The organism is Tenacibaculum aquaeponti (genome assembly GCF_052084715.1).
GTDB lineage: Bacteria > Bacteroidota > Bacteroidia > Flavobacteriales > Flavobacteriaceae > Polaribacter.
This window is the reverse complement of record NZ_CP197288.1, coordinates 393,537-418,015: the sequence shown is the minus strand read 5'-3', so window position 1 is coordinate 418,015 and position 24,479 is coordinate 393,537. Positions and strand designations below refer to the sequence as shown.

The window sequence follows — 24,479 nt, the reverse complement described above, 5'->3', positions numbered from 1 at the left end:
TTCATAACTTTACATTGCAGAAATGTTTTCATTTATCAAATCAATATATCATGAATTTATCTACATTAAACTTAAAACAGTTAATAGCTGCAGCTAGTGTAACACTAATATTATTTTCTTGTAAACAAGAACAAAAAGAAAAAAAAGTTGTAGAAAAAGATACTACTAAAACAGATTTAAAAGCTGCACTAACTTTTTATAGTTCTTTTGATAATGGCATTGAAGCAGATTTTGCACTTGGAGATAAAAAAATGTATACTGTACCGAATAGAAAAGCTGTAGATTCTGCTAAAGTTGGATTGCATAAACCTGATATAACAAGACAAGACGGAAAAGGAAAATACGGAGCAGGTTTAGTATTCACAGAACGTAGTTCTGGTAATATTTATTACCCTAGTGAAAAGAACATTAATTATAATACTGAAAATTGGAATGGAGCTGTTTCTTTTTGGTTAAGTTTAGATCCAGCGACTGATTTAAAACCAGGTTATTGTGATCCGATTCAAATTACAGATGTTAGTTATAATGATGCTGCTATTTGGGTTGATTTTACTAAGGAAAATCCGCGTGATTTTAGATTAGGAGTTATTGGTGATCGAGAAGTTTGGAATCCAAATCCTGAAGGACCAGATAACGAAAATCCTATTTTCAATAAAAGATTAACTGGAGTAAAAAACCCACCTTTTGAAACTGGGAAATGGACTCATATTTTAATTAACTTTTCTGATTTAAATACAAAAGAAGGAAAAGCTTCTCTATATATTAATGGAGAACTTAAAGGAACACGTAAACAAATTGACACTCCTTTTACATGGGATGTATCTAAATCGAATATTTATTTAGGATTAGGTTATATCGGTCTTTTTGATGAACTATCTATTTTCAATAGAAGTTTAACAGATAAAGAAATCAAAACGTTGTATAACTTAGAAAATGGAGTTCAAACCATTTTAAACTAAAGGAATTAAGAATTCATCCAAGATTTAAAATCACTTGTTTTTTGTCTGCTCACAATAAATTCCTGATCTCTAGGATTAGATAAAACTAATTTTACACGGTGATTGAAATAAGGATCTATCTTTAGAATTGAAAATTTTGAGACTATTTGTCCTCTATTTATCTTATAAAATTTAGTTTGATCTAAAGAATTAAATAATTGATCGATAGTCTCATCTATAATATATCGTTTTGTATTAGTTACACCAAACGTTATACTATCTTGAGAATACACGTACAAAAGTTCTGATATTCTAATTTGTACAAAACTATTTCCTTCTTTGACTAAAATTCCGGCTCTTTCCTGTGGAGTTTGTAGACTTCCTAATAACTCTTTCAAAACATCAGAAGACAAATTATTAGAATTTGTATTAGACTTTTGAAACTTATTTAATGCCGTTTCTAAATCTTCTTGTTGTACTGGTTTTAAAAGATAATCTACGCTATTTACTTTAAATGCCTGAATAGCATATTGATCGAAAGCGGTAGTAAAAATTATAGGAGCTTCAATTTCTATTTTCTGAAAAATTTCAAAACTCAAACCATCCGCCAATTGAATATCCATAAATACTAAATCTGGATCAGAGTTCTCTGTAAACCAAACAACAGTGTCTTCAACAGTATCAATAACATCTAACAATTCGTAATTAAAAGAAGTTTTATTTAATAAGTTCTCTAATTGTCTTGCTGCACGTGGTTCATCTTCAATAATTAATATTTTCATAGTTTTATTTTTGATCATCTATTTTTAATAAAGGTAGAATTACAGTGAAAAATTCTCCATCGTTATTAATCTCTATGGCTTTATCAGATACTAAACTGTAACGTTTTGTGATATTTTTTAATCCGATTTTGGTTGAAGGTAATTGCGTAGATTTTTTTTGAATTTTATTACTCACAATTAACTGATTTTCTTTGGTTTTTACAGAAACTATTAAAGGTTTAGCTTTTGAAACTATATTATGTTTTATTGCATTTTCAATTAAAAGTTGCAAACTCATAGGAATAATCATAGTTGATAGTTTATCTTCTGAAATATCCCATTCAATAATTAAGTTATCGCCAAATCGTTCTTTTTGAATATGAATGTAAGATTTAACAAATTTCAATTCTTCATGAAGCTGTAATAAATTAGAATTACCAGATTCTAAAATAAAACGATAAACATCAGATAATTTATCTACAAATAATTTTGCATCTTCTTTATCTTCCACTTCTATAATATCTCGTAATGTATTTAAACTATTAAATAAGAAATGAGGTTTAGCTTGATTTGTTAATGTATCTAATTGAGCCTGAATCATAACTTGTTTCGTTTGTTCCTCTTCTCGTATAGATTTCTTTAAACGAACATTATAATAAATAGCTTCATAAATAGCCATATCCATAACGACTATAATTATAATGGGTAAAAGAACTTTAAAATTCATAGCATATGTGGAGTGCATTCCAAAAAGACTAAAGAAAAATGTTAAAAATTTATTTCCGAAAAGATCTACAATTAAAATCACTGCAATAATTGCTATGAAAAGTATTATTATCCGTTTGGTATCATCTTTAAAATCAGGGAATTTCTTTCTTAAAAAAATTAGTATACTTCTAATAACTAACCAATCAAAAATTGTAAAAAAAAGTGAAGAACTCCACCTTATCAATAAAATAATTATTGGATTATTAAATGACATATCATTAAAAAGGAAGCTTGTAACAAAACTTATAATAACAATCCCTATAATACTAAACCAAAGGTCATCAAAACCTAAATACAGTACACGTTTTTCTTTATCGAACAATTTCATAATTTATAATCGTATAAATGGTAATCCTTGTTTAGCTTGATAAAACGTAAAAGCAATCCACAAAGCATATAACAATCCGAAAACAGTAACAACAATAATTTTATTACGATCTGTTGTTTTCCATTTTTTAGAAAGTATGAATGCGAATAAAGGAATTATTTGTAAGCCATGCAAACCAAAAAAATGCGCTACTCTTAAATCACCAGCAATTGTACTCCAATTTACTAATGGTAAACCTTCTCCTCCATCTGCTACTCCAACATTATGTGCTAATTGACTAATCATTTGTCCACCAACCCAACTTCCAGCAACAATAATAATCCATCCCATTAATATTGCCCATTGAATTGATTTTTCAACTTTAAGTTTTAATCTAGTTGTTTCAAAAATGAAAAATATCATTATTAAAACATTAATAGCAACAAAAATTCCCATTGCAGCGAATAACAAACCATCTAATAAAGAAGATTGATTATAATGTGACTTAACTCCTCTTATTCCTTGTGCTACAATAATTCCTATTTCAATTAGCAAAGTCCACGAAACAATATTATTAAGTATACTTTTTTTTCTTTTTGAAAAAGGATATAATGACATGAAATATCCAAAAGTTAAAATATAAATTGCTCCAGAAATCAAGAATTTTAAAGGTTTTATCCAAACATTTACTCCCATTAAAACTCTATTATCAATTAAAAGCCCAACTATAGCTACCATAACAAAAATTAAATGCGCTAAAACAATACTATAAAGTACCGGACTTTCTTTCTTTACTGTACTTAAAACATGTGTTAAATACTTTTTCATAATTATGCTTTTTTAATTGATTTTATAATTGTGAATAAAAGAAAACCAATTGGTCCAAGCATAAATGTTCCAAACAGACATGGAGCCAATATTACTGGATGAATTTTTAGTTCTTTATTTTGATCTAACATCCACATTCCAACAACAAGATCGAAAGCTAAATAATGTATCCATCCTGCAAGAACTGCATTTTCTACTGTAAATAATTTCATTACAGAAGTCAAACTTCCAAAATCCATCATTCCTCCTTGTCTTATAGAAATAAATATGTAAATCATATAAATTATCGATAATAGTAAAGGAATGATTTTAAAATCTATTAAAATTCTTGTTACCTTCCATTTAGGTAAGAAAATCATTAAACTCCACATTAACATAGCTAACATGCCGGAAATAGAAAATATATCTGATGGTATCATAATAAATTGTTTTTGATACGTCAAATATCTAATCATAGTTTAAATAGATGAATTCATTTCTTTTGAATCATCGTTAATTAATATTGAATTGTTATAATTCCCATTCATATTCAATATAAAACTATAACTACAAAGTGTATTAAATACTTTAAGCAATATTTATTAAATATTACTTTATCTTTTTAAAAGTCACATATATTAACTAATTTGGTAAATTGGAATTATTATGTAGTTGTGAAAAAAATAAAGTTTCCCTAATGGCTAAGAGATATATAAAACAGCTATACCATAAATGGCTTTATTTATCTATCATTTTAACCTTTTTCTCTTTTTATACTTATGGATTAGAGGAACAGAAAGATCATATAATTGATTTAAAAAACATATCTTTTGAAAACAAACCTGAAATTGATCTTAAATCTAATTGGGAATTTTACTGGTTAGAATTAATTGAACCTGGGAATTTTGATAATTATAAATTATCCTCTTTAGTTTCACTTAAAAACTGGACCAATTTTACATTTAATAAAAAAAAACTACCATCATTTGGATATGCAACATATCGTCTAAAATTTCATGTTTCTAAAGACTCTCCAAATCTATCATTATACATACCTGCAGCTTATGCTTCTTCCAAATTATGGATAAATGGTAAATTGATTTCTGAAATAGGAAAAGTTTCTGTAACAAAAGAGAAAACATTACACAGAAGGCACACCCAAATTATTCCTCTAAACACTCATGAAGTTGACTTTGAAATTGTTATTCAAGTTGCTAACTTTTATCATATTAAAGGAGGGATAAATAAACCTTTGAAACTAGGAACAAGTCGTCATTTAAATAATGTAAAATCTAAAAGAATTGTAGCGGATATGCTTTTTATAGGCTGTTTAGGTTTTATAGGCACTTTTTTTATTATATTTTTCTTATTGTACTGGAACAAAGATAAAGCCATTTTATATTTAGGTATTGCTTGCATTTCTTTGGCTTATATGGCTCTTAGTGATCGTTATGCTCCATTAGCTGAAATTTTTAAAACAATTAACTGGAGTTTCTTAACTAAAATAGAATATATATCGTTATTTGTTGCTGGGGCTAGTTCTAGTCTATTTTTTTCAGTCATTTTCAAAGGTAATGTTCATAGATATTATGAAAAAGTATTAAAATACGTTAATTTACTACTAATCATTATTGTAGTTTTATTACCAGCACCATATTTCACTCAGTTAGTAATTCCATTTTTATTTTTAATGATTATTAATTTAATCTATGTTACCTACATTATTATAAGAACAATGTTATCTGGTAAATTACATGATTCTATTTTAATGTTAGCAAGCACATTACTTGGCTCAATAGTTTTTTATATTCATATTTTTGTTTTTTTAGGAAACAATGATAATGCAGTTGTTTATGTAAACTTTGGCTATGTATCTGTTTTTCTTCTTTTATCTATGCTTTTAATGCTTCGTTTTTCTAACTCTTTTGAACAATTAGAAAAGTCAACAATACTTGCTTTACAGCAAAAGATAGAAATTACTAAAAAGTCGGAACAATTGTCTGATATAAATTTAAAATTGAAAGAAAATTTAAAACAATTAAAAAATTTCAATAAAGAGTTAGATAGTTTTAATCATATTGTATCTCACGATTTAAAAGCTCCTCTTATAGCCATGCATTCATTAGTTTCATTTATTGAAGAGGATTTAGATACAACTTTAGATGATAATGCTAAAAGTCATTTTAATTTACTAAAAGAAAGAATTTCAAAAATGAATGCTTTAATAAACGGTTTATTAGAATACTCCAAAATATCTAGAGGTAATAAAAAAAAGGAATTATTTCGTTTGAATGACTTATTAAATGATGTTATAAGTGTAATTAATTATCAAAATAATAGTATTATTAATATTCCATTGGAAAACATAGAAATTAGTACAAATAAAATTGAATTAGAGCATGTTTTTCAAAATTTGATTAGTAATTCTATAAAATATAATGATAAAGAACAAGCTATTATAGACATCTCCTTTCTAAAATTTAAAGATAAATATATATTCACTGTTTCTGATAATGGACCAGGAATTGAACCTCAGTATCATAATAAAATTTTTGAAATTTTCAGTAAGTTAAATACTAACGATTCAATAGAAAGCACTGGTGTTGGTCTCTCTATTGTCAAAAAAATAGTTTCAGAAAATAATGGTGAAATTACAGTTGATTCTGAAATAGGAAAAGGAACTAAAATTAGTTTTACTTGGAAAGTTTAAAAATTAAGCTTCTCTATTCAAAAATAAAGAAGCTTAACAGTAAGTAGTGAGTTTTTGAACTCTAAAATTAATTAAATTAATAAACCCTTCCTCTTATTTAATTAATTTATATCTTAAAAATAAAATAACTAATTGTTTATAAATATGATAATAATCAGTTTCGATGTTTTTTTAAAAGTTTAAATTTTAGTTGACATGAAGTGAATTCGTAATCAATTTTATTATTAAGCTTTATATTTTTCGGTACTATTATGATACGTTTGAAAGCCTGAATAGGCCTTATTTGATTTAAACTTGTCTTATTTTTTTCTTTTTCTCCACAAATTACAAGTAGATTGTCTTCCCAATACACTCTAAATCTCCATTTACAAGAACCAGTAAAAACTAATTTTAAAGAAAAAACATGTTTATATTCTTTAACAGTTAATGGTGGTAAATAATCATTATTTCTAAGAAAATAATCACCAAAATTAATATAATCGTTAGTAGACCATGGAGTTAACTCATTATTAAACTTAGTTGCGTATATCATTTAGAAATTAGTTGTTTTGGTAAAATTACCTATCCAATATAAGTTTCTAAATGATAAAAATCATTTATTTATAGACGAATGATTCTTTTTGTAGGTTTACTTCCCTTTCTAATACTACTAATGATATAGCTTCTAATTCATTTAATTTTTATTAAAAGCTATTATCAAAAAATACACAAAATTTCAAGTTGTAAGAATTATTTATAATTCCATTTAAATTCATTAAATAAATCTTTCCAATTTTTAGGTAAACTTGATACTAAGTTTAACTTTTCCTTTGTAAAAGGATGTTCAAATTCTAAAGAAATAGCATGTAAGAATAAATTCTTCCAGTTAAAATTTTCTTCAAACATGGCATTATGATTTTTGTCTCCATATTTACCATCGCCAATGAGAGGATGGCTAATTTTATTCATATGAATTCTTAATTGATGTAAACGTCCTGTTTTAGGTAATAACTCAACTAAACTGTATCTAGAAGTATCATATGGTTTTACAGGAACATTTAAAATAACATTTTGTAATGTTTTTAAATGTGTTTCTGCTTCTTTATAAACTTTGCTATCTTTTCCTTTAACAGGAGAATCTATAATTTTAGTTTCTGGAGAAAAACCTCTAACAACACCTAAATATTTTTTTTGAATATTATTTTCTGTAAATAATTGTTGAAACTTAGAAACATATTGTGTTTCTTTCGTTAATAAAATAATTCCAGATGTTCTTCTGTCTAATCTATGAACTGGATAAAACTTTTGTTGAAATTGGATATTTAATAATTGTAATAAAGAATCTTCTTCTCTAACATTTCTTGAATGATAAGCATGATGAACAACCACATCATTTGGTTTTGTAACTACAATACAATATTCATCTTCATAAATTATTTCCACATTCATTATTCAAAAATGTTTTTTAATTCTGACTTTAATTCAGACATTGATATTTTATTTTTAATAATTTTTCCATTTTGATCTATTAAAACCATGTGAGGTAAAGCATTAACCCCGTATAAAGATGACACTCTATTATAATCATCGTAAACATGATTCCAACTTTCTAAACCATCAATCAAAATTCCATTTTTCCAATCAGAAACTGATCTATCTTCTGAAACAGAAAGTACATCAAATCCTTTAGGATAGTATTTTTCATATAAAAATTTAATTTCTGGTGATGCTGCTCTACACGGAGGACACCAACTTGCCCAAAAATCTATCAATAAAGCTTTTCTTCCTTTTAATAAACTTTTTAGTTCTGTTTTAGAACCTCTTAGATTTACAGCAAAAAAATTAGGAGCTACTTTTCTTCTAGAAATACTTTTTTCTAGTTCTAACAATTTCATTTGTTTCACTCTTTTTTGAATAGAGTTTAATAAATTCTGATTTGTTGAATTGATTATTTTATGATTTAATTGTATAGCTTCTGATGAGGACATTTTAGATTCTTTAAAAACAATTTCAGATAAAATATTATTTTTATTTTTAATTATAAAATTCATAGTTTCCTTGCTTTTATTTTTTTGTAAGGAATCGATGCTTTTTAAAAGAGTTCTTAATGAAATGTCTTTAAATTCATATTTTGAATAATAAGCAGAGATTAAATTGTTAATTTGATTGCTTTTAAAACGATAATTATTAAGTAATGTATTTAATTTTCCGCCTATTATCTTAGCTTCAAACTTATCTAAAACAGCTACAAACCTGGTAGAATCTATAATAAAAGGATATGAAATTTGGTTGATATTTAAATAAAATAACTCTTGCTTAAAAACATTTCTGTTAAATATAAAAGAGTTATTTCTTATTAAAGTTGAATCTATTTTATTAAAAGATTTATCCAATAAATACACAATATTCGAGTGATTATGCATTATTTTTCCTTCTAAACTAAAATTAGTTTCATCATTCTTTACATCACCATTTTTTTTTTCTTTTTTACATGAGAAAATAACTATAATAAAAGTAATGAATAAGAAACCTGGAAATTTCCTCATGATTATTTTTAATAATTCATTGACAAATTTACAATTTTATACCTACTGAAAACAAAAAACCATCTAAAAAACAAGTTCATAGATGGCTTTAATTTTATATTGTTGTTTTATTTAGAAGTCTTGAAAAATAGCATGCATCATACGCTTTTTATCATTTATACTTTCTTCTAAAGAAATCATTGTTTCTGTTCTGTTTACACCATGAATTTCATCTATTTTGTAAATAATATCTTTTGCATCATTAGTGTCTTTTGCTCTTACTTTACAGAAAATATTATATTTTCCTGCTGTAACATAAGCTACGGTTACATTCGGTATTAAACGTAAATTATCGATAACGTGCTGAGTCATTGATGTTTTTTCTAAGAAAACACCTACATGAGCTATAAAAGCATAACCCATTTTCTCGTAATCTAATGTTAAAGTAGATCCTTGTATAATTCCTTCATCTTCCATTTTCTTAACACGAACATGTATAGTACCAGCAGATACTAATAATTTTTTTGCGATATCAGTGAATGGAGTTCTAGCATTTTCGATTAAAATATCTAATATTTGATGATCGATTTCGTCTAATACAAATTTCTTCATTTTTTAATTTTATTCATAGTATCGGGCAAAAATATGAATTATTTTTAACAAACAAGAACTATTGTGTTTGAAAAATTAAACATTTAATAAAATTTTAATATTCGAAAACGATTTCGTTATGTCCGATATGCTCTTTTAAATTTCCTTCTTGATGCTTTTTTAACGTAGAAACGAATTGATTATCTATTATTTTATCTTCATATTGATAAGCTATATCCTCTTTGTTTTTATACCTATGAATTACGTCAAAAAACTGTTTATTATTGTTCGGTATATCAAAATAAGATTTGTAAGTAGAAAAATTATCTGATGTAGAAATATGTAATAATCCCTTCAATAATGAGTAGAAATTAAACTTACGAACTTCTTCCCTATTGTAATCATCTTTATAGTGCCCTGCCTCAATAAGAATTGTATTGTGACCTAATTTCTGAAAATTATCACCAGTTGCTGTTGGGTAAAACTCATCTGTATATCTTCCTACTTGATTAGGTATAATACTTTGCAATAAATTATTCATTGCGATAATAACGTTCATAGTTTCTTTTCTTCCAGAAGTAATTTTTCTAGATTCCTCTTCTGATGGAGCCAAAAAGGAAATTGTTGCTGGTTGGTTTTTTCCTTCTACTCCAAATATAGTTCTTTGATCATGTAAATTGAAACAAAACTTAGGATTAATTATATCTAATGTATTACGAAGTAATTTACTTTCACAAGCTAGTAAATCAACAGCATCACGATTTAAATCTATATTTTTAGCATTAACTCTTGTATATGCTAAAGCTCCATCTGGGTTTAGCATCGGTATAAATGTAATAGTACAATTATCTAAAATTGATTTAGCTATATTATGTTCGGAATAAGATTCAAAAAAATTAAATAAATCAAATAGTGCTTTGGTGCCGGTACTTTCGTTACCATGCATTTGACTCCAAATCATTATTTTTTTTCTTCCATTGCCTAATTTCAATTTAAAAATATTTCTATTCTGTTCAGATTTTCCTAGTAAATCTAATTGAAAAAGATTTTTATTTAAAGAGGAAACTAAAGGTTCTATATCAGAAAGTGTAATCCATTTACCAAATAATTTATCTTCTTTTATTTTTGGATAAATTTCTTCTAAAAAAGATATCGTAATACTTGTATTCATATTAAATTGAAAACCAATTTTTAACTAGTTCTTTTTCAATTGGTGCTACAGAATTATGTACATAATCATTTTTGATAGGATCATAAGTATAATCTTTAGACCAATTTTCAATATTCTGTGATAATTCTTGTAATGAATTACAAATGAATTCTAATTCTTGAGTTGTAATTGTTGGGTGAATAGATAGACGAATCCAACCTGGTTTTTCTATATTACATCCTTCTAAAATTTGATGTTCAATAGATTTAGAAGTTTCACGATCTACATTCAATAAAAAATGTCCGTAAGTTCCAGCACAAGAACACCCTCCTCTTGTTTGAATTCCAAAACGATCGTTTAATAATTTTACAACTAAATTAAAATGATATTTTTCGAAATAGAAAGAAAAAATACTTAATCTATCTTTATGGTTAGGTGCTAAAATATGTACTCCATCTAGTTTTTCTAAGCAATTAAACATTACTTCATTAATTTCATCTTCTCTAGATTTTATATTGGCTGTTCCCATTTGATCCTTAAGTTGCATCGACAAAGCAATACGGATTGTTTGTAAAAATGCAGGAGTTCCACCATCTTCTCTAGTTTCAACATCATCAATATAATCATGTTCTCCCCAAGGATTTGTATAAGTTACTGTTCCTCCTCCTGGATTATCCGGAATAACATTTTTATATAATTTTTTATTAAAAATTAATACACCAGAACTTCCTGGCCCACCTAAAAACTTATGCGGAGAAAAGAAAATTGCATCTAAATATTCATCTTCATTTTCAGGATGCATGTTAATATCTACATAAGGAGCAGAACAAGCAAAATCTACGAAACATAAACCATTATACTTATGAATTAAAGCAGCTACTTTATGATAATCTGTTTTTATACCTGTAACATTAGAGCCTCCAATAATTGAAGCAATTTTTATAGGTCTGTCTTCATACTTTTGAATTACTTTTTCAAACATCTCAAGGCAAACCAATCCTTCGTTATTACAAGGAACGACTTCTACATCTGCAATAGTCTCAATCCATGAAGTTTGATTTGAGTGATGTTCCATATGACTAACAAAAACTATAGGTCTTTTCTCATCTGGAATTGTAGTGTGTTCTCTTAAGTTTTCAGAAACTTTTAAACCTAAAATACGTTGAAACTTATTTACAACACCTGTCATACCTGAACCTTCAGTAATTAAAACATCTTCTGAAGAAGCATTTACATGGCGTTTAATAATATTACGAGCTTCGTGATAAGCTAAAGTCATTGCTGCACCAGAAGTAGATGTTTCTGTATGCGTATTAGCTACAAAAGGACCAAACTCATTAATTAATTTATTTTCAATTGGCCTATACAAACGTCCGCTTGCAGTCCAATCAGTATATAAAAGTTTTTTTTCACCATAAGGTGTTATAAACTTTTGATCTATACCAATTATATTATCTCTAAATTTTTGAAAATACTGCTCTAAAGTCAAAGTTTCATTACTCTTCATAATACGAATTTCTACATTTTTTTTTAATTGTTAAATTTCTTATTCAATATTTAACAATCCTACTAAATTTGTATGGTAATAAAAAATCCCGCACTTATGCGGGATTCAAATTAAATTATTTCTTTTATTTCTTTTATAAAACGTTCTGCCAAATCATCTGCTTTTTCTTGAGACATAGCTTCAGTATAAATTCTAATAATTGGCTCAGTATTAGATTTTCTTAAATGTATCCATTCTTTAGGAAAATCTATTTTTACTCCATCGATAGTATTTACATCTTCATTTTTATATTTATCGGCCATTGTTACTAAGATTTTATCTACATCGATCTCAGGAGTTAATTGGATTTTATTTTTACTCATAAAATAATTAGGATAGCTATCACGTAAAGCTCTACATGAAATTTTCTTATGAGCTAAATGAGATAAAAATAAGGCTACACCAACTAATGAATCTCTACCATAATGAGAATCTGGATAAATGATCCCTCCATTACCTTCTCCTCCTATTATAGTATTTGTATCTTTCATCATTTGAACTACATTTACTTCACCTACAGCACTTGCTGTATAAACTCCTCCATGAAATTCTGTAATATCTCTTAATGCTCTAGATGAAGATAAATTAGAAACGGTATTTCCACCTTTATTTTTACTTAAAACATAATCGGCACAAGCTACTAAAGTATATTCTTCTCCAAACATTGAACCATCCTCACAAATTAAGGCTAAACGATCTACATCTGGATCAACAACAATACCTAAATCAGCCTTCTTTTTTACTACTAACTCAGAAATATCTGTTAAGTGTTCTTTTAAAGGTTCAGGATTATGAGGGAATTTTCCATTAGGTTCACAATATAATTCTATACACTTAACTCTTAATTCTTTTAATAAAGCAGGAATTGCAATACCTCCTGTTGAATTTACACCGTCTACAACAACTTTAAATTTCGCTTTTTTAATCGCTTTTTTATCAACTAAAGGAAGTTTTAATACTTCCTTAATATGTTTTTTGATATAGTTTTTCTTTTTCTTGTAAATCCCTAAATCATCTACATCAGCAAAATCAAAATCATCATTATCCGCTATTTCTAAAATTTGTTTACCATCTTCACCATTAAGGAACTCTCCTTTCTCATTTAACAATTTTAAAGCATTCCATTGTTTTGGATTATGTGAAGCTGTTAAAATAATTCCTCCATCAGCTTTTTCTATAGGTACAGCAATTTCTACTGTAGGTGTAGTTGATAAGCCTAAATCAACAACATTTATTCCCAAACCAATTAAAGTATCTGATACTAAACCACTGATCATTTTACCAGAAATTCTTGCATCTCTACCTATTATAATTTTTATATCTCTTTTTTCTTTATTCTTATTTTTTATAAAGGTTCCGTAGGCAGCAGCAAATTTTACTGCATCTATAGGAGTTAAATTATCTCCTGTATTTCCCCCAATGGTACCTCTAATTCCTGAAATGGATTTGATTAATGTCATATTTTGTTTTCCAGTTTTCAACAAATATAAACATCTAAATTCTAAGCAAAAAAAAACACTGAATAAACAGTGTTTTTTTTATTTGTTTTGATAAGGGTTATACTTATAAATTGAACATAATTCCAGCATTTAAATACCCTCCACCTCCTACACCTGTATAGGAAGCTCTTAAAGCCATGTTACTAGCAAATTTATATTCAAAAATAGGTCTAAAATAAAAACCGTTGTTAGCATTATTCATTCCAATACCATAACCTGTATCAACACCTAAATTTATCTTGTCTGTAGCGTTAAATCTACCTGCAAAAGCTAAAGGTAAAACAATTCCATTAGATTCTGTTGTTACAAATAAACCTGATGCAGCACCTATTTCAAATCTTTTGTTTTCTGTGTTAAATAAATAATCTACATCTGCTCCAATAACGAATTCAGAGTTATTTCCTCCAGTTGTAAAACCAATATTTGCACCTATCCTTAATTTTCCATCTTGTGCTAATCCATTAAAAGCAAAAGCTACGAAAGCAACAATGCATAAAATTTTTTTCATTTTTTAGATTTTTAAATTTGATACTCTTAACGACAAATATAGTACCAAAGTATAATTTAAACCAAGTTATACATTTCAAAAACAAAAAACCACTACATTTTTGTAGTGGTTTTGATTTTATTAAATAGAATCAAGAATTATTTTCCTTCCATTTTTCTCTTTAATTCAGCTAATCCTCCGATATCACCTAAAGTAGTTTTTTCAGATTCTTGAGCTTTCTTAGCTGCTGCTTTCACATTTCTTTGCTCTTCTTCTCTGAAGATAGAAGTGTGAGAAACAACAATCTTACGATACTCTTTACTAAATTCAGTTACCATAAACTCTACAGTATCTCCTTTAGCTAATTTACTACCGTCTTCTTTTTCTAAGAAACGAGATGGTGCAAATGCTTCAATACCATCTTCAAAAGTTACAGTAGCTCCTTTGTCATTCTTGTTTGTTATAGTACCTTCGAATTTAGATCCGATAGCATACTTAGCTTCGTGAGCATCCCAAGGGTTATCTTGAGTTTGCTTATGACCTAAGTTTAACTTACGGTTCTCTACATCTAATTCTAATACTTGAACAGCTAATTTATCACCTACAGTTACAAACTCAGATGGGTGCTTAACTTTCTTAGTCCAAGATAAATCAGAAATGTAAACTAATCCATCAATTCCTTCTTCTAACTCTACGAATACACCAAAGTTAGTGTAATTGCGTACAGTTCCTTCGTGTTGAGAACCAACAGGGAATTTATTAGTGATATCTGTCCAAGGGTCTGGGTGTAATTGCTTCATACCTAAAGACATCTTACGCTCATCTCTATCTAAAGTTAAAATTTGAGCTTCAACTTCGTCTCCAACTTGCACAAAATCTTGAGCAGAACGTAAGTGTGTAGACCAAGACATTTCAGATACGTGGATTAATCCTTCTACTCCATCTTCTACTTCTACAAACGCACCATAGTCAGCTAATACAACTACTTTACCTTTTACTTTATCTCCTACTTTTAATCCTCCATCTAAAGCGTCCCATGGGTGAGCAGATAATTGTTTTAATCCTAATTGAATTCTAGATTTGTTATCATCAAAATCTAAGATTACAACGTTTAATTTTTGATCTAATTCAACAACTTCACTTGGGTGGTTGATACGAGACCAAGATAAATCAGTAATGTGAATTAATCCATCAACACCTCCTAAGTCAACAAATACACCATAAGAAGTTACATTCTTAACAACTCCTTCTAATACTTGTCCTTTCTCTAATTGACCAATGATTTCACGTTTTTGATCTTCTAAATCAGCTTCAATTAATGCTTTATGAGAAACTACTACATTCTTAAATTCGTGGTTGATTTTAACAACTTTGAATTCCATAGTTTTTTCAACATACTGATCGTAATCACGGATAGGTTTAACATCGATTTGAGAACCTGGTAAGAAAGCTTCAATACCAAATACATCTACGATCATACCACCACGAGTTCTACACTTAACAAAACCATTAACGATTTCTCCAGTTTCGTGTGCATTATTAACTCTATCCCATGCTTTAATCACACGAGCTTTTTTGTGAGATAATACTAATTGACCAGAAGAATCTTCTCTTTTGTCAACTAATACTTCTACTTTATCACCAACAGCTAAATTTGGGTTATAACGGAATTCATTTAAAGAAATAACTCCTTCAGATTTAGAGTTAATATCAATAATTGCATCACGATCTGTTACACGTACAACTTCACCTTCAATTACATCACGCTCGTTTACGAAACCAACAGTTCCTTCTAATGCTTGTTCGAATTCTTTTAATTTAGACTCATCAACTTCATCAATACCTTCTTCGTATTTATGCCAGTTAAAAGTTGCTAAAAATTGTGCTGGGTCTACAGTTGGATCAACTGTCTTTTTTGTTTCTTCAGACATGTCTGAAATAATTTTGTATCTTTTTGTTATTCAGATTTTTAACGGCAATAACTCAAAGAGAGATTAAACTTATAAATATAATTTTCAACCTTTTTAATAATCTGTTACCGTAAAAAGGCGTGCAAATTTACGGATTATTAATGAGTTAACCTATTTTAATTTCTTTTTTTATTTTAAGTTGTTATTTTATTTAATATGAAAAACATATAAAATCAAGATACTAATATTAAATATTTTTGTATCATTGCTAAAAAAAGAACTATAAAAAAAATACTACTATCTTTTTTGCTATACTTTATATTTTCAAATCTATCTTACTCACAAATTAATTGGAAGAAAGTTATTGATTTATCTGAAAAAGGGATTATAAATATAGAAAGCATGAAAGTTATAGATAAAAACAATGTTTACATATCATCTTTTCATGGATACCCTTTTAAAAGAAGAATACATCATTCTAAAGATGGAGGATTAACTTGGAGTGAAATTTATGACGAAAGAAGCTCTTTTTTTAGTTTTGATTTTGTTGATATAAAAAATGGATATTTTGTAAACGATAAATCTGGTGAAATTTATTTTGGTTCTACAAATAATGGAGGAGAATCATGGACCATTAAGAAAATTTCTTTGTGTAGTTCTTGTGGTACAAGAGCTTATAAAATCTTCTTTGAAGACACAAATAATGGATTCATTATAACTAATGAAGCTATTATTAACACATCAGATGGAGGCGCTACTTGGAACAAAAACTCTTCATTTTCTTTAAGAGATTTTAAAATAGATAAATCAACAGGTAAAGGTATTGGGACTGCGGATAAGAAAATATATAAAACAAGTAATTACGGAAGAGATTGGATAAAATCTTTTGATATGCCTACATCTGGTTCTGTTGAAAGTTATTCTGTGATTGATTTAGATGCACAAAATAATGTTTTTACAGGTATATACGATTATGGTGATTCTGGTTATCCTAGCGGTACTGAAGGAGCTATATTTAGAATACCAGAAAATAAAGTTTCCTATCAAAGAATTTATCAAAACAACCAAGAATTTACCTCTATAGCTAGTTTTGATAATAAAATTTTATATGCTTACAATAGAGAAAACAAGTACATTTATAAGATAATCAATTATAAGGATGCTAATATTAACCCAACATTTGAAAAAGATTTTGAAGCTGACAAATCTATATCTGAAATAATTATAAGAGAGGATTACGGCTACGCTTTTTCCTATTACGGAGACATATATAAGCTAGATAAAGAAACATTAAGCATTAAAGATGATTTATTGAATAATAACTTTAACATCTTCACTAAAGAAAATAAAGTTATTTTAGAATTAAAAAACAATAACTTTCAAGAAAACATTTTGATTAAACTTTATTCTATGAAAGGAGAATTAATTAATCAATTAGAGAATATTAATTTAAACTTAAATAACTCTAAAATAATCATCAACAAAAAACCTGTTTCTTCGGGAGTTTACATTGTAGTTATTAAAAGTGAGAAAGAAGAAATTACTAAAAAAATTCTTTTAAATTTTAAATAAACTAATTCAAAAACAATAAACACCTATCTTCAAATGAAGAAGGGTGTTTAATTCAATTAAAAGTAATTTTATAGCTTAATTAGTTCATCAATAATAAATCGATATGTTAACAACACATTGATGTTATTTTTTTTCAATCCTTTTAAATTAGGACTTAATCTTCCAATATTATTTAAGAATTGAAAATTCCCTTCTCCGGGAGCTTCAACTAGAGTTCCCCAATCAACACCTATTAAAACATTATGTCTTCTGAATTCGAACTTACTTCCTACAACAAAATGAATATGATTTCCATCTAAAATTGTATTTCTAAGCTCATTATTTACAGATTGTCTATTTCTGTAGGCGAAATTATTCGTTCTTAAACCTCCGGAAAGCTCTACTTTATTACTTATTTTTCTTGAATATCCAACTCCTACATTAAAAACCCCTTCACTACCATTTACCCATGAAGCATTATTGTTAACAGATTCAATAATTCCCATTTCATATTCAGAAATACTAGAATAATAACTTGCTGTAGCCCAAATTTTACTTCCTGTTTCAAACAAATAACTATAACCTAGAGAAAATTCCCAAGGTGTTTTAATTTCTGTATCTATATCATTATCAATAATCTGAACAGAATCATTAGTAGTGTTGTCAATATTTACAAAAGTACTAGTAAACTCACCATTACTATTCAATCTTAAATATTTAGGGGTAGTTATTGTAACACCAAAATCATGATTTTTTGAATCATATAAAAAACCAAATTTTGTAACAAAACCAATATCACCATAGTTACTATTCTGCTGAGAATTAAAATAACTATTCGATATAGCCATATTGTTGGTCATATCAAATTGCTCTATTAGAATATTGTTACTATAACTAAAATCGGCTACAGTTAAGAATTGACTTACACCTAAATGAGTTTTAGGTCCTATTTTAAAACTAGTTCCTGCTCCAAACCAACTATCTTCTCCTGTATACTTATACTCAAAAAATTGAGTAGTTAAATCATTTCCATTTGTAGTTTCTCTTTTAGCACTAAAATTATCTGTAAGAACACTTTTACTAATCTTTATGAAAGCAATATCAAAACCTTTTATATTTACTTTAAAAGAGATTAAAGAAGGTCTTAATCCGAAATTTGTATTTAATTGGCTAGTTTCATTTCCTCCCCAAAAATTATCAAACCCGAAACTTCGTATAGCTGGTTGAAACAACGAAATACTTACTTGAGAAGGAGCTTTATGAATTGCAGCTGGATTATAAAAAGTCATGCTTTCATCATCTGCTCCAGCAATTACTGAACCACCTAAAGTTGCACCTTTTATACCGAACTGCTCTGTATCGTATAAATAATTTTGAGAATATATAAGATTATTAATACAACAAAAAAGTAATAAGAGTAAATATCTTTTATGCATAGGGAAATGAATGAGAAATAGTAAAAGGTATTACTGAATACTATTTAAACTATTTTTTGGAGGTTATATTATATTTCTGAAATTTCTAATTTATATATACTTTGAAAAGTATTAAAGATATGTTCTGAATCTTTTTTTCGAACAGAAATCACATACTCACAATCTAATTCTAACTTTTGGTTTAAAATATCTAAGTTCTTTTCTTTAATAACTCGTTGAACTTTATTCATTAAATCATATCCGAATTTTAACTTAAAATGTACATCGATAGTTTTTTCTATAATTTCTGAAGCTTCTAAAGCCAATTGAGCGGAAGTTCTGTAGGCATTAATTAATCCTCCTACTCCAAGTTTTACTCCACCAAAATAACGAACAGAAACTATAAGAACATTTGTTACTTCAAATGCTTGTATCTGACCATAAATGGGCTGACCAGCAGAATTATTTGGTTCACCATCATCATTTACTCTAAACCTAATGTTTTCTGTTCCTAATTGCCAAGCATAACAATGATGTCTTGCTGTGTGATGTTTCTTTTTTACTTCTTCTAAGTATTTTTTTACATCATCTTCGGTTTGAACAGGAAAAGCGTAACCGAAAAACTTACTATTTCTGTCTTTAAATAAAGTTTCTTCAGATGGTTTAATTATTGTTTTGTAGGTATCTTTTTCCATAAAATTAAACCATTGTAATTAAAATGATACTAAAAACAGCTATGGCAATTCCAATCCAATTCCTATCTTCTAATTTTTCTTTAAAAAGAAATAAGCCAGCAATTGTAGTTAACAACACTATACTCACATTATTGATTGTAAAAAGTATAGCGCTATCAAAGCCTTCTATTTTAAGTGCTCGAATTAAAAATTCAATCGAAAAATAATTTGGAACACCTAATGCAATTCCTGCTATAATATTTTTAATATTTATATTTTTTCCATTTTGAAAAAGTAATTGATACAAAAAATATATTATACCTAAAACAAAAGCGATTCCGAATATAGAAGCTGAAAAAATAGATACATTCTCAGAAGAAACATGATTAACTTCAGTAAACTTAAGTAAAGTATCTATAGCTCCTGATCCTAAAAATAAAAGAACAGGAAAAAGTAAAGAACTACCTTCTATCGTTTTACTATTTTCTTTAACAGATGTTAAATATACAGCCACCAAAGCTAAAAGTATACCAATTACCTTTACAATCGTTACACTTTCGTTGTATAAAATAACACCAAAAATAATTGGAATAACAACAGCCATTCTTCCAGATACAGATGCTACTGAAAGTCCATTTCTTTGTGAAGTTAAAGCCATTAAATTGAAAATGGTAATAAATAAAAAACCTAAAAAACAGGCTCCTAAAAACCAAGATTGACTAGGAATTTCTTGTATTGGTAATTTTACAGGAGAATATAAATATCCTATTGAAAAAGCTACAATATAGTTTACTACTATAGCTTGAAATGTATCTACCTTAAATCTCTCGAAAAGTTTAAAAATCACATATAAACTGCTCGATATTAAAATGCTTAAAACTAAATAAATCATACGCTAAATTCCTCTCTCGAAAACAAATCTACAATATCTTCACTAGTAGGATCTATATTCCAAGCTTTAATTCCTAAATTCTTAACAGCATCAGTGTTCTCTTTAGTATCATCAATAAAGAATGTTTCTTCTGCAACTAATTGGTTTTCATTTAAAACAAATTCATAAATATTTTTGTTAGGTTTTCTCAAATTAATTTCATGAGATAAATAGAATTGTTCGTAACAAGATTTAAACTCTTTATATAATTCATCTCCCCAATTCTTTTGAATCCAAGAAATATGTAAATCATTTGTGTTACTTAGCAAAAACAAACGGTACTTTTTTGAATCTGCTAATTCTTTTAAAAAATTAAGCCTATGTAATGGAAAATCTAATAAAATAGCATTCCAAGCATCGATTAAAGATTCTTTATCTATCTTGAATTCATTATGAAAATAATCAACAAATTCATCAGTTGCCATTAATCCCATTTCATAATCATAATATACTTGCATCATAGATTCTGAAACTTCATTTACACCTAATTTGGCTAATGCTACATAAGTAGCTTGTTTATCGAGATTAATGAATACATCACCAAAATCGAAAATGATATTTTTAATCATTAAAAAAATACTTTAATGTGTTATTTTTTATTGTTTCTTGTTTTGATAAGAAGCTATTTAAAACAGGTGCTTTTATACCTTCAGAAAAACTAACATCCCCTATAAAAACTCTAGCTTCATCCCATAAATTATCATCTATGAAACTTTGTAAAGTTTGTGTTCCTCCTTCAATAATTACTGATTGAATTTTATGTTTTGATAAAACTCCACAAATTTGAAATGCTAATTCTTTTGAAAAATCAATACGTTCGAATATGATATTTTCTTTAGTACCTTCTTCTTTTTCTGTTAAAATTATAGTTGGAATACTTCCGTCTATAACACTTGAGTCATTTGGAATTCTAAGTGATTTATCTAACACAATTCTTGTAGGGTTATTTCCGCTCCAACTTCTTACATTTAATTTTGGATTATCCGCTAGAACTGTATTGGTTCCTACCAAAATCGCATGTTCTTCACTTCTCCATTTATGTACTAGTTGTTTAGCATAAGTATTGGAAATCCAAACTGGTTCTTGTTTTTCCTTATTTTTTGGAGCTATAAAACCATTGCTAGTTTCTGCCCATTTTAAAATTATGTAAGGTCTTTGTTTATTTTGAACGGTAAAAAAACGTTTATGATGTTGTTTACATTCTTCTTCTAAAACTCCAACTTTTACGTTACAACCTGCTTTTTTTAAACGTTTTATTCCTTCTCCAAAAACTAAACTGTTAGTATCTACAGTTCCAATAACAACATTTGGAATTTGTTTTCTAACAATTAAATCTGCACAAGGTGGTGTTTTTCCATGATGTGAACAAGGCTCTAAAGTCACATAAATTGTAGCTTCTTTTAGCAAAGATTCATCTTTAACCGAGTTTACAGCATTTACTTCTGCATGTGGTCCACCATACGAATCTGTAAACCCTTCTCCAATAATTTTATCATTATGAACAATTACAGCACCTACAGAAGGATTTGGTCTTGCAGTTCCAGTTCCGTTTTTGGCTAACTCAAGGCATCTAGCCATATATTTTTTATCGTAATTCAATGTAATTGTATTAAAACTTAATTTTAACTTCTTCAGTTTTATCAACAACGTAAGAATTTGAAAAACCTAATACTTTATATTTAATAACTCCTTTGAATTGAACTTTCAAATTATTGTTTATTAAAGAACTAAGAATTCCTCCTAAAATTCCATTTTTTTTATCATTGAAAATCTTATTAGCCGGCACAACAACATTTAATGGTATAAAAAATTCTTCGTTAGCAGGAACTTTAAACTCTTCCGAAGATACTTGTGCTACTTCTTCACCACTAATAATAACTTTAATCTCATCTGTAGCTAACTTCCCTCCTACATCATTTTCATTTTTAAAATAAGCTTTGGCTTGTAATCTTACAGTATCTGATTTTAATGATAAGAACTTAATGTCGTCTACTTTAATAAAGGTAGGTTTCTTTTTTACTGAACAATTCACCAATAAGAAACATATAGCTATAAAATAAATTAAATTCTTCATTTGTTTTCTATAAATTTGACTCATCAAAAGTACCAATTTACCTTGAATATATGAAGCTAAACGACTTCAGAACTTTTTTTAATAAAGAACTAGAAAATATATACCCTAAAAAAGAGATCGATGCTTTCTTTTTTAGAATTATTGAAGATAAAATGGGGTTAAGTTTACTTGATCTTTTTACTCAAAAGGCTACCATTATAAATCCAAACAAACTAGAATTATTCCATAATATATTAAATCGATTAAAAAATGAAGAACCAATTCAATACATTTTAGGTTCTACTGAATTTTATGGATATAGATTTTATGTAAACCCCAATGTTTTAATTCCTCGACCAGAAACCGAAGAACTGATTAGTTGGGTTAAAGAATCTTCTATTGTTGATAATAATATTAAAATATTAGATATTGGTACTGGATCAGGTTGTATTCCTATAACTATAAAAAAAGAAATTCCTTCAGCAGATGTATTTGCTTTAGATATTTCTGAGAAAGCAATTGAAACAGCAAAGAATAATGCTAAATACAATAATGTTAATGTTACTTTCCTTTTACATGATATACTTTCTGAAAAAGAATTAGAAAATACATTCGATATCATAATTTCTAACCCTCCTTATGTAAGAAATCTAGAAAAACAAGAAATAAAAAATAACGTACTAAATAATGAACCACATTTAGCGTTATTTGTAGAAGATGATGATCCGTTGATTTTTTATAAAAGAATTGCTGATGTAGCTAAATACGCTTTAAATCCAAATGGAATTCTTTTTTTTGAAATCAATCAGTATTTAGGAATAGAAACCAAAGAAATGTTGATTCATAAAGGGTTTAAAAACGTAACTTTAAAACAAGATTTATTTGGTAACGACAGAATGATTAAAGCCAATCTTTAAATAAATTATTATGGAAGATAATCTCCAAAACGAATTAGAAAAACTACAAAAAGAAAATGATGCTTTACGTGCTAAAGTAGACAGAGCAAACCAAAAAGCTCAACGAAAACAAGAACGTACAAAGAAAACTTTAAGTTGGACATGGAAATTATTCACAGGAGCTTCATTAAATAAAAACTTTAACAACTGGTTTACGGAATTTCATACAGAAAGAAAAGTTTCTCCAGATACTTCTGCTAATTTACTTACATCCTTAGTACAACGATTTGTTCGTGTACGTCTATTAAGTGTTATTTTATTATTGTTTTCTATAGTTCCGTCTTTAGTATCGTTATATATATTAGTAAAACAGAATGACTTAATTAGAACTCAAAACGCTCTTGTTGAAGGAACAAGAAAAAGTTCTTACAGCTTTCAATTAGAGGGTATTTATGATGCAATTGGAAGAAACAATGGAAAAGTAACCAAAAATATAAGATCTAGAATTATCTCACTTTCTCACAGTTTAACACCTTATAAAATTTTAGAAGAAGACAGTAAACTTTCTAATAAAACATATAGTTCAGAAAGAACTCAACTTTTATTATTCTTAGTAAACTCAGGTATTAACACAGATGAATTAGATAAAATTTATGCTGCTTCAGATTTTTCACATTGTTATTTTAAAAACACAAATTTAACAGGAGCTTATTTATCTGGAATTAATTTAGCTAATTCTAATTTTGAAAATGCTGAATTACAAAGAGCAAAATTAGAAGGGGCTAATTTAACTAACTCAAACCTTAGAAATATTCAGTTTTCTAATGGATGGGCGAGAAATACTATTTTTATTAATACTGATTTAACCGATGCAAGAATCACGAAAGCTAAAGATCTTTCTGGAGCAGATTTTACTGATGCCAAAATCAGTAACACTAATTTCGATCTATCAGAACTCAAAAACGTAAAAGGATTATAAAA

General features: G+C 27.5%; 24 protein-coding genes. 5 read left to right on the top strand and 19 right to left on the bottom strand.

The window, feature by feature from the left end; genetic code table 11:
- Window positions 1-50: 50 nt before the first annotated feature.
- Complete coding sequence (locus ACSIGC_RS01965; RefSeq protein ID WP_442266500.1) at window positions 51-959, top strand: LamG-like jellyroll fold domain-containing protein; 909 nt, start codon at window positions 51-53, stop codon at window positions 957-959.
- 5 nt (window positions 960-964) lie between these two features.
- Here the strand turns inward: ACSIGC_RS01965 and ACSIGC_RS01960 are convergent, their stop codons facing one another.
- From ACSIGC_RS01960 to ACSIGC_RS01945, 4 genes are read right to left on the bottom strand one after another with little or no spacing between them, the layout of a single operon-like run.
- Window positions 965-1,720, bottom strand: coding sequence for a LytR/AlgR family response regulator transcription factor (locus ACSIGC_RS01960; RefSeq protein WP_442266499.1), 756 nt, complete (start codon window positions 1,718-1,720; stop codon window positions 965-967).
- 4 nt (window positions 1,721-1,724) lie between these two features.
- Window positions 1,725-2,795, bottom strand: a complete 1,071-nt coding sequence (locus tag ACSIGC_RS01955) for a sensor histidine kinase (RefSeq protein WP_442266498.1) — start codon at window positions 2,793-2,795, stop codon at window positions 1,725-1,727.
- A gap of 3 nt (window positions 2,796-2,798) precedes the next feature.
- Window positions 2,799-3,602 (bottom strand): hypothetical protein, encoded by an 804-nt coding sequence (locus ACSIGC_RS01950; protein WP_442266497.1) that lies wholly within the window; start codon window positions 3,600-3,602, stop codon window positions 2,799-2,801.
- A gap of 2 nt (window positions 3,603-3,604) precedes the next feature.
- Window positions 3,605-4,021 carry an ABA4-like family protein gene (locus ACSIGC_RS01945; protein WP_442266496.1) on the bottom strand — a complete coding sequence of 139 codons (417 nt, stop codon included), beginning with the start codon at window positions 4,019-4,021 and terminating at the stop codon, window positions 3,605-3,607.
- 257 nt (window positions 4,022-4,278) lie between these two features.
- Between ACSIGC_RS01945 and ACSIGC_RS01940 the strand changes: the two genes are divergently transcribed.
- Window positions 4,279-6,291, top strand: a complete 2,013-nt coding sequence (locus ACSIGC_RS01940; protein WP_442266495.1) for a sensor histidine kinase — start codon at window positions 4,279-4,281, stop codon at window positions 6,289-6,291.
- A 154-nt stretch (window positions 6,292-6,445) separates the two neighbouring features.
- On the opposite strand, the gene ACSIGC_RS01935 is transcribed toward ACSIGC_RS01940, so the two are convergent.
- From ACSIGC_RS01935 to rpsA, 9 genes are all read right to left on the bottom strand, one after another.
- Complete coding sequence (locus tag ACSIGC_RS01935; RefSeq protein WP_442266494.1) at window positions 6,446-6,823, bottom strand: hypothetical protein; 378 nt, start codon at window positions 6,821-6,823, stop codon at window positions 6,446-6,448.
- A gap of 197 nt (window positions 6,824-7,020) precedes the next feature.
- Window positions 7,021-7,719, bottom strand: a complete 699-nt coding sequence (locus ACSIGC_RS01930) for a pseudouridine synthase (RefSeq protein WP_442266493.1) — start codon at window positions 7,717-7,719, stop codon at window positions 7,021-7,023.
- Window positions 7,719-8,816, bottom strand: coding sequence for a redoxin family protein (locus tag ACSIGC_RS01925; RefSeq protein ID WP_442266492.1), 1,098 nt, complete (start codon window positions 8,814-8,816; stop codon window positions 7,719-7,721). The genes ACSIGC_RS01930 and ACSIGC_RS01925 overlap by 1 nt, the downstream gene beginning before the upstream one ends.
- A 111-nt stretch (window positions 8,817-8,927) precedes the next feature.
- Window positions 8,928-9,407 (bottom strand): Lrp/AsnC family transcriptional regulator, encoded by a 480-nt coding sequence (locus ACSIGC_RS01920; protein ID WP_442266491.1) that lies wholly within the window; start codon window positions 9,405-9,407, stop codon window positions 8,928-8,930.
- Window positions 9,408-9,501: 94 nt separating this feature from the next.
- The gene (locus ACSIGC_RS01915; RefSeq protein ID WP_442266490.1) at window positions 9,502-10,557 is read right to left on the bottom strand and encodes a M14 family zinc carboxypeptidase; all 1,056 of its coding nucleotides are present in this window, start codon (window positions 10,555-10,557) and stop codon (window positions 9,502-9,504) included.
- Between the two features lies 1 nt (window position 10,558).
- Window positions 10,559-12,043 (bottom strand): aminotransferase class V-fold PLP-dependent enzyme, encoded by a 1,485-nt coding sequence (locus ACSIGC_RS01910; protein ID WP_442266489.1) that lies wholly within the window; start codon window positions 12,041-12,043, stop codon window positions 10,559-10,561.
- Window positions 12,044-12,153: 110 nt separating this feature from the next.
- Window positions 12,154-13,542, bottom strand: coding sequence for a phosphoglucosamine mutase (gene glmM, locus ACSIGC_RS01905; RefSeq protein ID WP_442266488.1), 1,389 nt, complete (start codon window positions 13,540-13,542; stop codon window positions 12,154-12,156).
- Between the two features lie 103 nt (window positions 13,543-13,645).
- The gene (locus tag ACSIGC_RS01900; protein ID WP_442266487.1) at window positions 13,646-14,089 is read right to left on the bottom strand and encodes a hypothetical protein; all 444 of its coding nucleotides are present in this window, start codon (window positions 14,087-14,089) and stop codon (window positions 13,646-13,648) included.
- Between the two features lie 137 nt (window positions 14,090-14,226).
- Window positions 14,227-15,999 (bottom strand): 30S ribosomal protein S1, encoded by a 1,773-nt coding sequence (rpsA, locus tag ACSIGC_RS01895; protein ID WP_442266486.1) that lies wholly within the window; start codon window positions 15,997-15,999, stop codon window positions 14,227-14,229.
- A 381-nt stretch (window positions 16,000-16,380) separates the two neighbouring features.
- Here rpsA and ACSIGC_RS01890 point away from each other — a divergent pair, with 381 nt between their 5' ends.
- A complete protein-coding gene (locus tag ACSIGC_RS01890) occupies window positions 16,381-17,550 on the top strand; it encodes a T9SS type A sorting domain-containing protein (RefSeq protein WP_442266485.1) in 1,170 nt (389 codons plus the stop codon).
- 68 nt (window positions 17,551-17,618) lie between these two features.
- Here the strand turns inward: ACSIGC_RS01890 and ACSIGC_RS01885 are convergent, their stop codons facing one another.
- The 6 genes from ACSIGC_RS01885 to ACSIGC_RS01860 form a co-directional block, all read right to left on the bottom strand.
- Window positions 17,619-18,965 carry a hypothetical protein gene (locus ACSIGC_RS01885; RefSeq protein ID WP_442266484.1) on the bottom strand — a complete coding sequence of 449 codons (1,347 nt, stop codon included), beginning with the start codon at window positions 18,963-18,965 and terminating at the stop codon, window positions 17,619-17,621.
- A gap of 68 nt (window positions 18,966-19,033) precedes the next feature.
- Complete coding sequence (locus ACSIGC_RS01880) at window positions 19,034-19,639, bottom strand: IMPACT family protein (protein ID WP_442266483.1); 606 nt, start codon at window positions 19,637-19,639, stop codon at window positions 19,034-19,036.
- Window positions 19,640-19,643: 4 nt separating this feature from the next.
- Window positions 19,644-20,510, bottom strand: a complete 867-nt coding sequence (locus ACSIGC_RS01875; RefSeq protein ID WP_442266482.1) for a GRP family sugar transporter — start codon at window positions 20,508-20,510, stop codon at window positions 19,644-19,646.
- Window positions 20,507-21,118 carry an HAD hydrolase-like protein gene (locus ACSIGC_RS01870; protein WP_442266481.1) on the bottom strand — a complete coding sequence of 204 codons (612 nt, stop codon included), beginning with the start codon at window positions 21,116-21,118 and terminating at the stop codon, window positions 20,507-20,509. Before ACSIGC_RS01870 ends, ACSIGC_RS01875 begins: the two co-directional genes overlap by 4 nt.
- Window positions 21,111-22,148 (bottom strand): bifunctional diaminohydroxyphosphoribosylaminopyrimidine deaminase/5-amino-6-(5-phosphoribosylamino)uracil reductase RibD, encoded by a 1,038-nt coding sequence (ribD, locus tag ACSIGC_RS01865; protein WP_442266480.1) that lies wholly within the window; start codon window positions 22,146-22,148, stop codon window positions 21,111-21,113. The genes ACSIGC_RS01870 and ribD overlap by 8 nt, the downstream gene beginning before the upstream one ends.
- A gap of 10 nt (window positions 22,149-22,158) precedes the next feature.
- Window positions 22,159-22,623 carry an LEA type 2 family protein gene (locus ACSIGC_RS01860; RefSeq protein WP_442266479.1) on the bottom strand — a complete coding sequence of 155 codons (465 nt, stop codon included), beginning with the start codon at window positions 22,621-22,623 and terminating at the stop codon, window positions 22,159-22,161.
- 50 nt (window positions 22,624-22,673) lie between these two features.
- On the opposite strand from ACSIGC_RS01860, the gene prmC reads away from it, so the two are divergent.
- The gene (prmC, locus tag ACSIGC_RS01855) at window positions 22,674-23,519 is read left to right on the top strand and encodes a peptide chain release factor N(5)-glutamine methyltransferase (protein ID WP_442266478.1); all 846 of its coding nucleotides are present in this window, start codon (window positions 22,674-22,676) and stop codon (window positions 23,517-23,519) included.
- Between the two features lie 10 nt (window positions 23,520-23,529).
- Entirely contained in the window at window positions 23,530-24,477 is a 948-nt protein-coding gene (locus ACSIGC_RS01850; RefSeq protein WP_442266477.1) for a pentapeptide repeat-containing protein, read from the top strand.
- The last annotated feature ends 2 nt before the right edge of the window (window positions 24,478-24,479 follow it).

What these genes read in the sequence shown, in the direction of transcription:
- ACSIGC_RS01925 (WP_442266492.1), bottom strand. Translation starts at nt 8,816, where the DNA reads ATGAGGAAATTTCCAGGTTTCTTATTCATTACTTTTATTATAGTTATT.
- ACSIGC_RS01890 (WP_442266485.1), top strand. Translation starts at nt 16,381, where the DNA reads ATGAAAGTTATAGATAAAAACAATGTTTACATATCATCTTTTCATGGA.
- ACSIGC_RS01930 (WP_442266493.1), bottom strand. Translation starts at nt 7,719, where the DNA reads ATGAATGTGGAAATAATTTATGAAGATGAATATTGTATTGTAGTTACA.
- ACSIGC_RS01860 (WP_442266479.1), bottom strand. Translation starts at nt 22,623, where the DNA reads ATGAAGAATTTAATTTATTTTATAGCTATATGTTTCTTATTGGTGAAT.
- ACSIGC_RS01950 (WP_442266497.1), bottom strand. Translation starts at nt 3,602, where the DNA reads ATGAAAAAGTATTTAACACATGTTTTAAGTACAGTAAAGAAAGAAAGT.
- ACSIGC_RS01955 (WP_442266498.1), bottom strand. Translation starts at nt 2,795, where the DNA reads ATGAAATTGTTCGATAAAGAAAAACGTGTACTGTATTTAGGTTTTGAT.
- ACSIGC_RS01885 (WP_442266484.1), bottom strand. Translation starts at nt 18,965, where the DNA reads ATGCATAAAAGATATTTACTCTTATTACTTTTTTGTTGTATTAATAAT.
- ACSIGC_RS01910 (WP_442266489.1), bottom strand. Translation starts at nt 12,043, where the DNA reads ATGAAGAGTAATGAAACTTTGACTTTAGAGCAGTATTTTCAAAAATTT.
- ACSIGC_RS01880 (WP_442266483.1), bottom strand. Translation starts at nt 19,639, where the DNA reads ATGGAAAAAGATACCTACAAAACAATAATTAAACCATCTGAAGAAACT.
- ACSIGC_RS01940 (WP_442266495.1), top strand. Translation starts at nt 4,279, where the DNA reads ATGGCTAAGAGATATATAAAACAGCTATACCATAAATGGCTTTATTTA.
- rpsA (WP_442266486.1), bottom strand. Translation starts at nt 15,999, where the DNA reads ATGTCTGAAGAAACAAAAAAGACAGTTGATCCAACTGTAGACCCAGCA.
- ACSIGC_RS01915 (WP_442266490.1), bottom strand. Translation starts at nt 10,557, where the DNA reads ATGAATACAAGTATTACGATATCTTTTTTAGAAGAAATTTATCCAAAA.
- ACSIGC_RS01945 (WP_442266496.1), bottom strand. Translation starts at nt 4,021, where the DNA reads ATGATACCATCAGATATATTTTCTATTTCCGGCATGTTAGCTATGTTA.
- ACSIGC_RS01900 (WP_442266487.1), bottom strand. Translation starts at nt 14,089, where the DNA reads ATGAAAAAAATTTTATGCATTGTTGCTTTCGTAGCTTTTGCTTTTAAT.
- ACSIGC_RS01960 (WP_442266499.1), bottom strand. Translation starts at nt 1,720, where the DNA reads ATGAAAATATTAATTATTGAAGATGAACCACGTGCAGCAAGACAATTA.
- ACSIGC_RS01870 (WP_442266481.1), bottom strand. Translation starts at nt 21,118, where the DNA reads ATGATTAAAAATATCATTTTCGATTTTGGTGATGTATTCATTAATCTC.
- ACSIGC_RS01850 (WP_442266477.1), top strand. Translation starts at nt 23,530, where the DNA reads ATGGAAGATAATCTCCAAAACGAATTAGAAAAACTACAAAAAGAAAAT.
- ACSIGC_RS01875 (WP_442266482.1), bottom strand. Translation starts at nt 20,510, where the DNA reads ATGATTTATTTAGTTTTAAGCATTTTAATATCGAGCAGTTTATATGTG.
- prmC (WP_442266478.1), top strand. Translation starts at nt 22,674, where the DNA reads ATGAAGCTAAACGACTTCAGAACTTTTTTTAATAAAGAACTAGAAAAT.
- ACSIGC_RS01920 (WP_442266491.1), bottom strand. Translation starts at nt 9,407, where the DNA reads ATGAAGAAATTTGTATTAGACGAAATCGATCATCAAATATTAGATATT.
- glmM (WP_442266488.1), bottom strand. Translation starts at nt 13,542, where the DNA reads ATGACATTAATCAAATCCATTTCAGGAATTAGAGGTACCATTGGGGGA.
- ACSIGC_RS01965 (WP_442266500.1), top strand. Translation starts at nt 51, where the DNA reads ATGAATTTATCTACATTAAACTTAAAACAGTTAATAGCTGCAGCTAGT.
- ACSIGC_RS01935 (WP_442266494.1), bottom strand. Translation starts at nt 6,823, where the DNA reads ATGATATACGCAACTAAGTTTAATAATGAGTTAACTCCATGGTCTACT.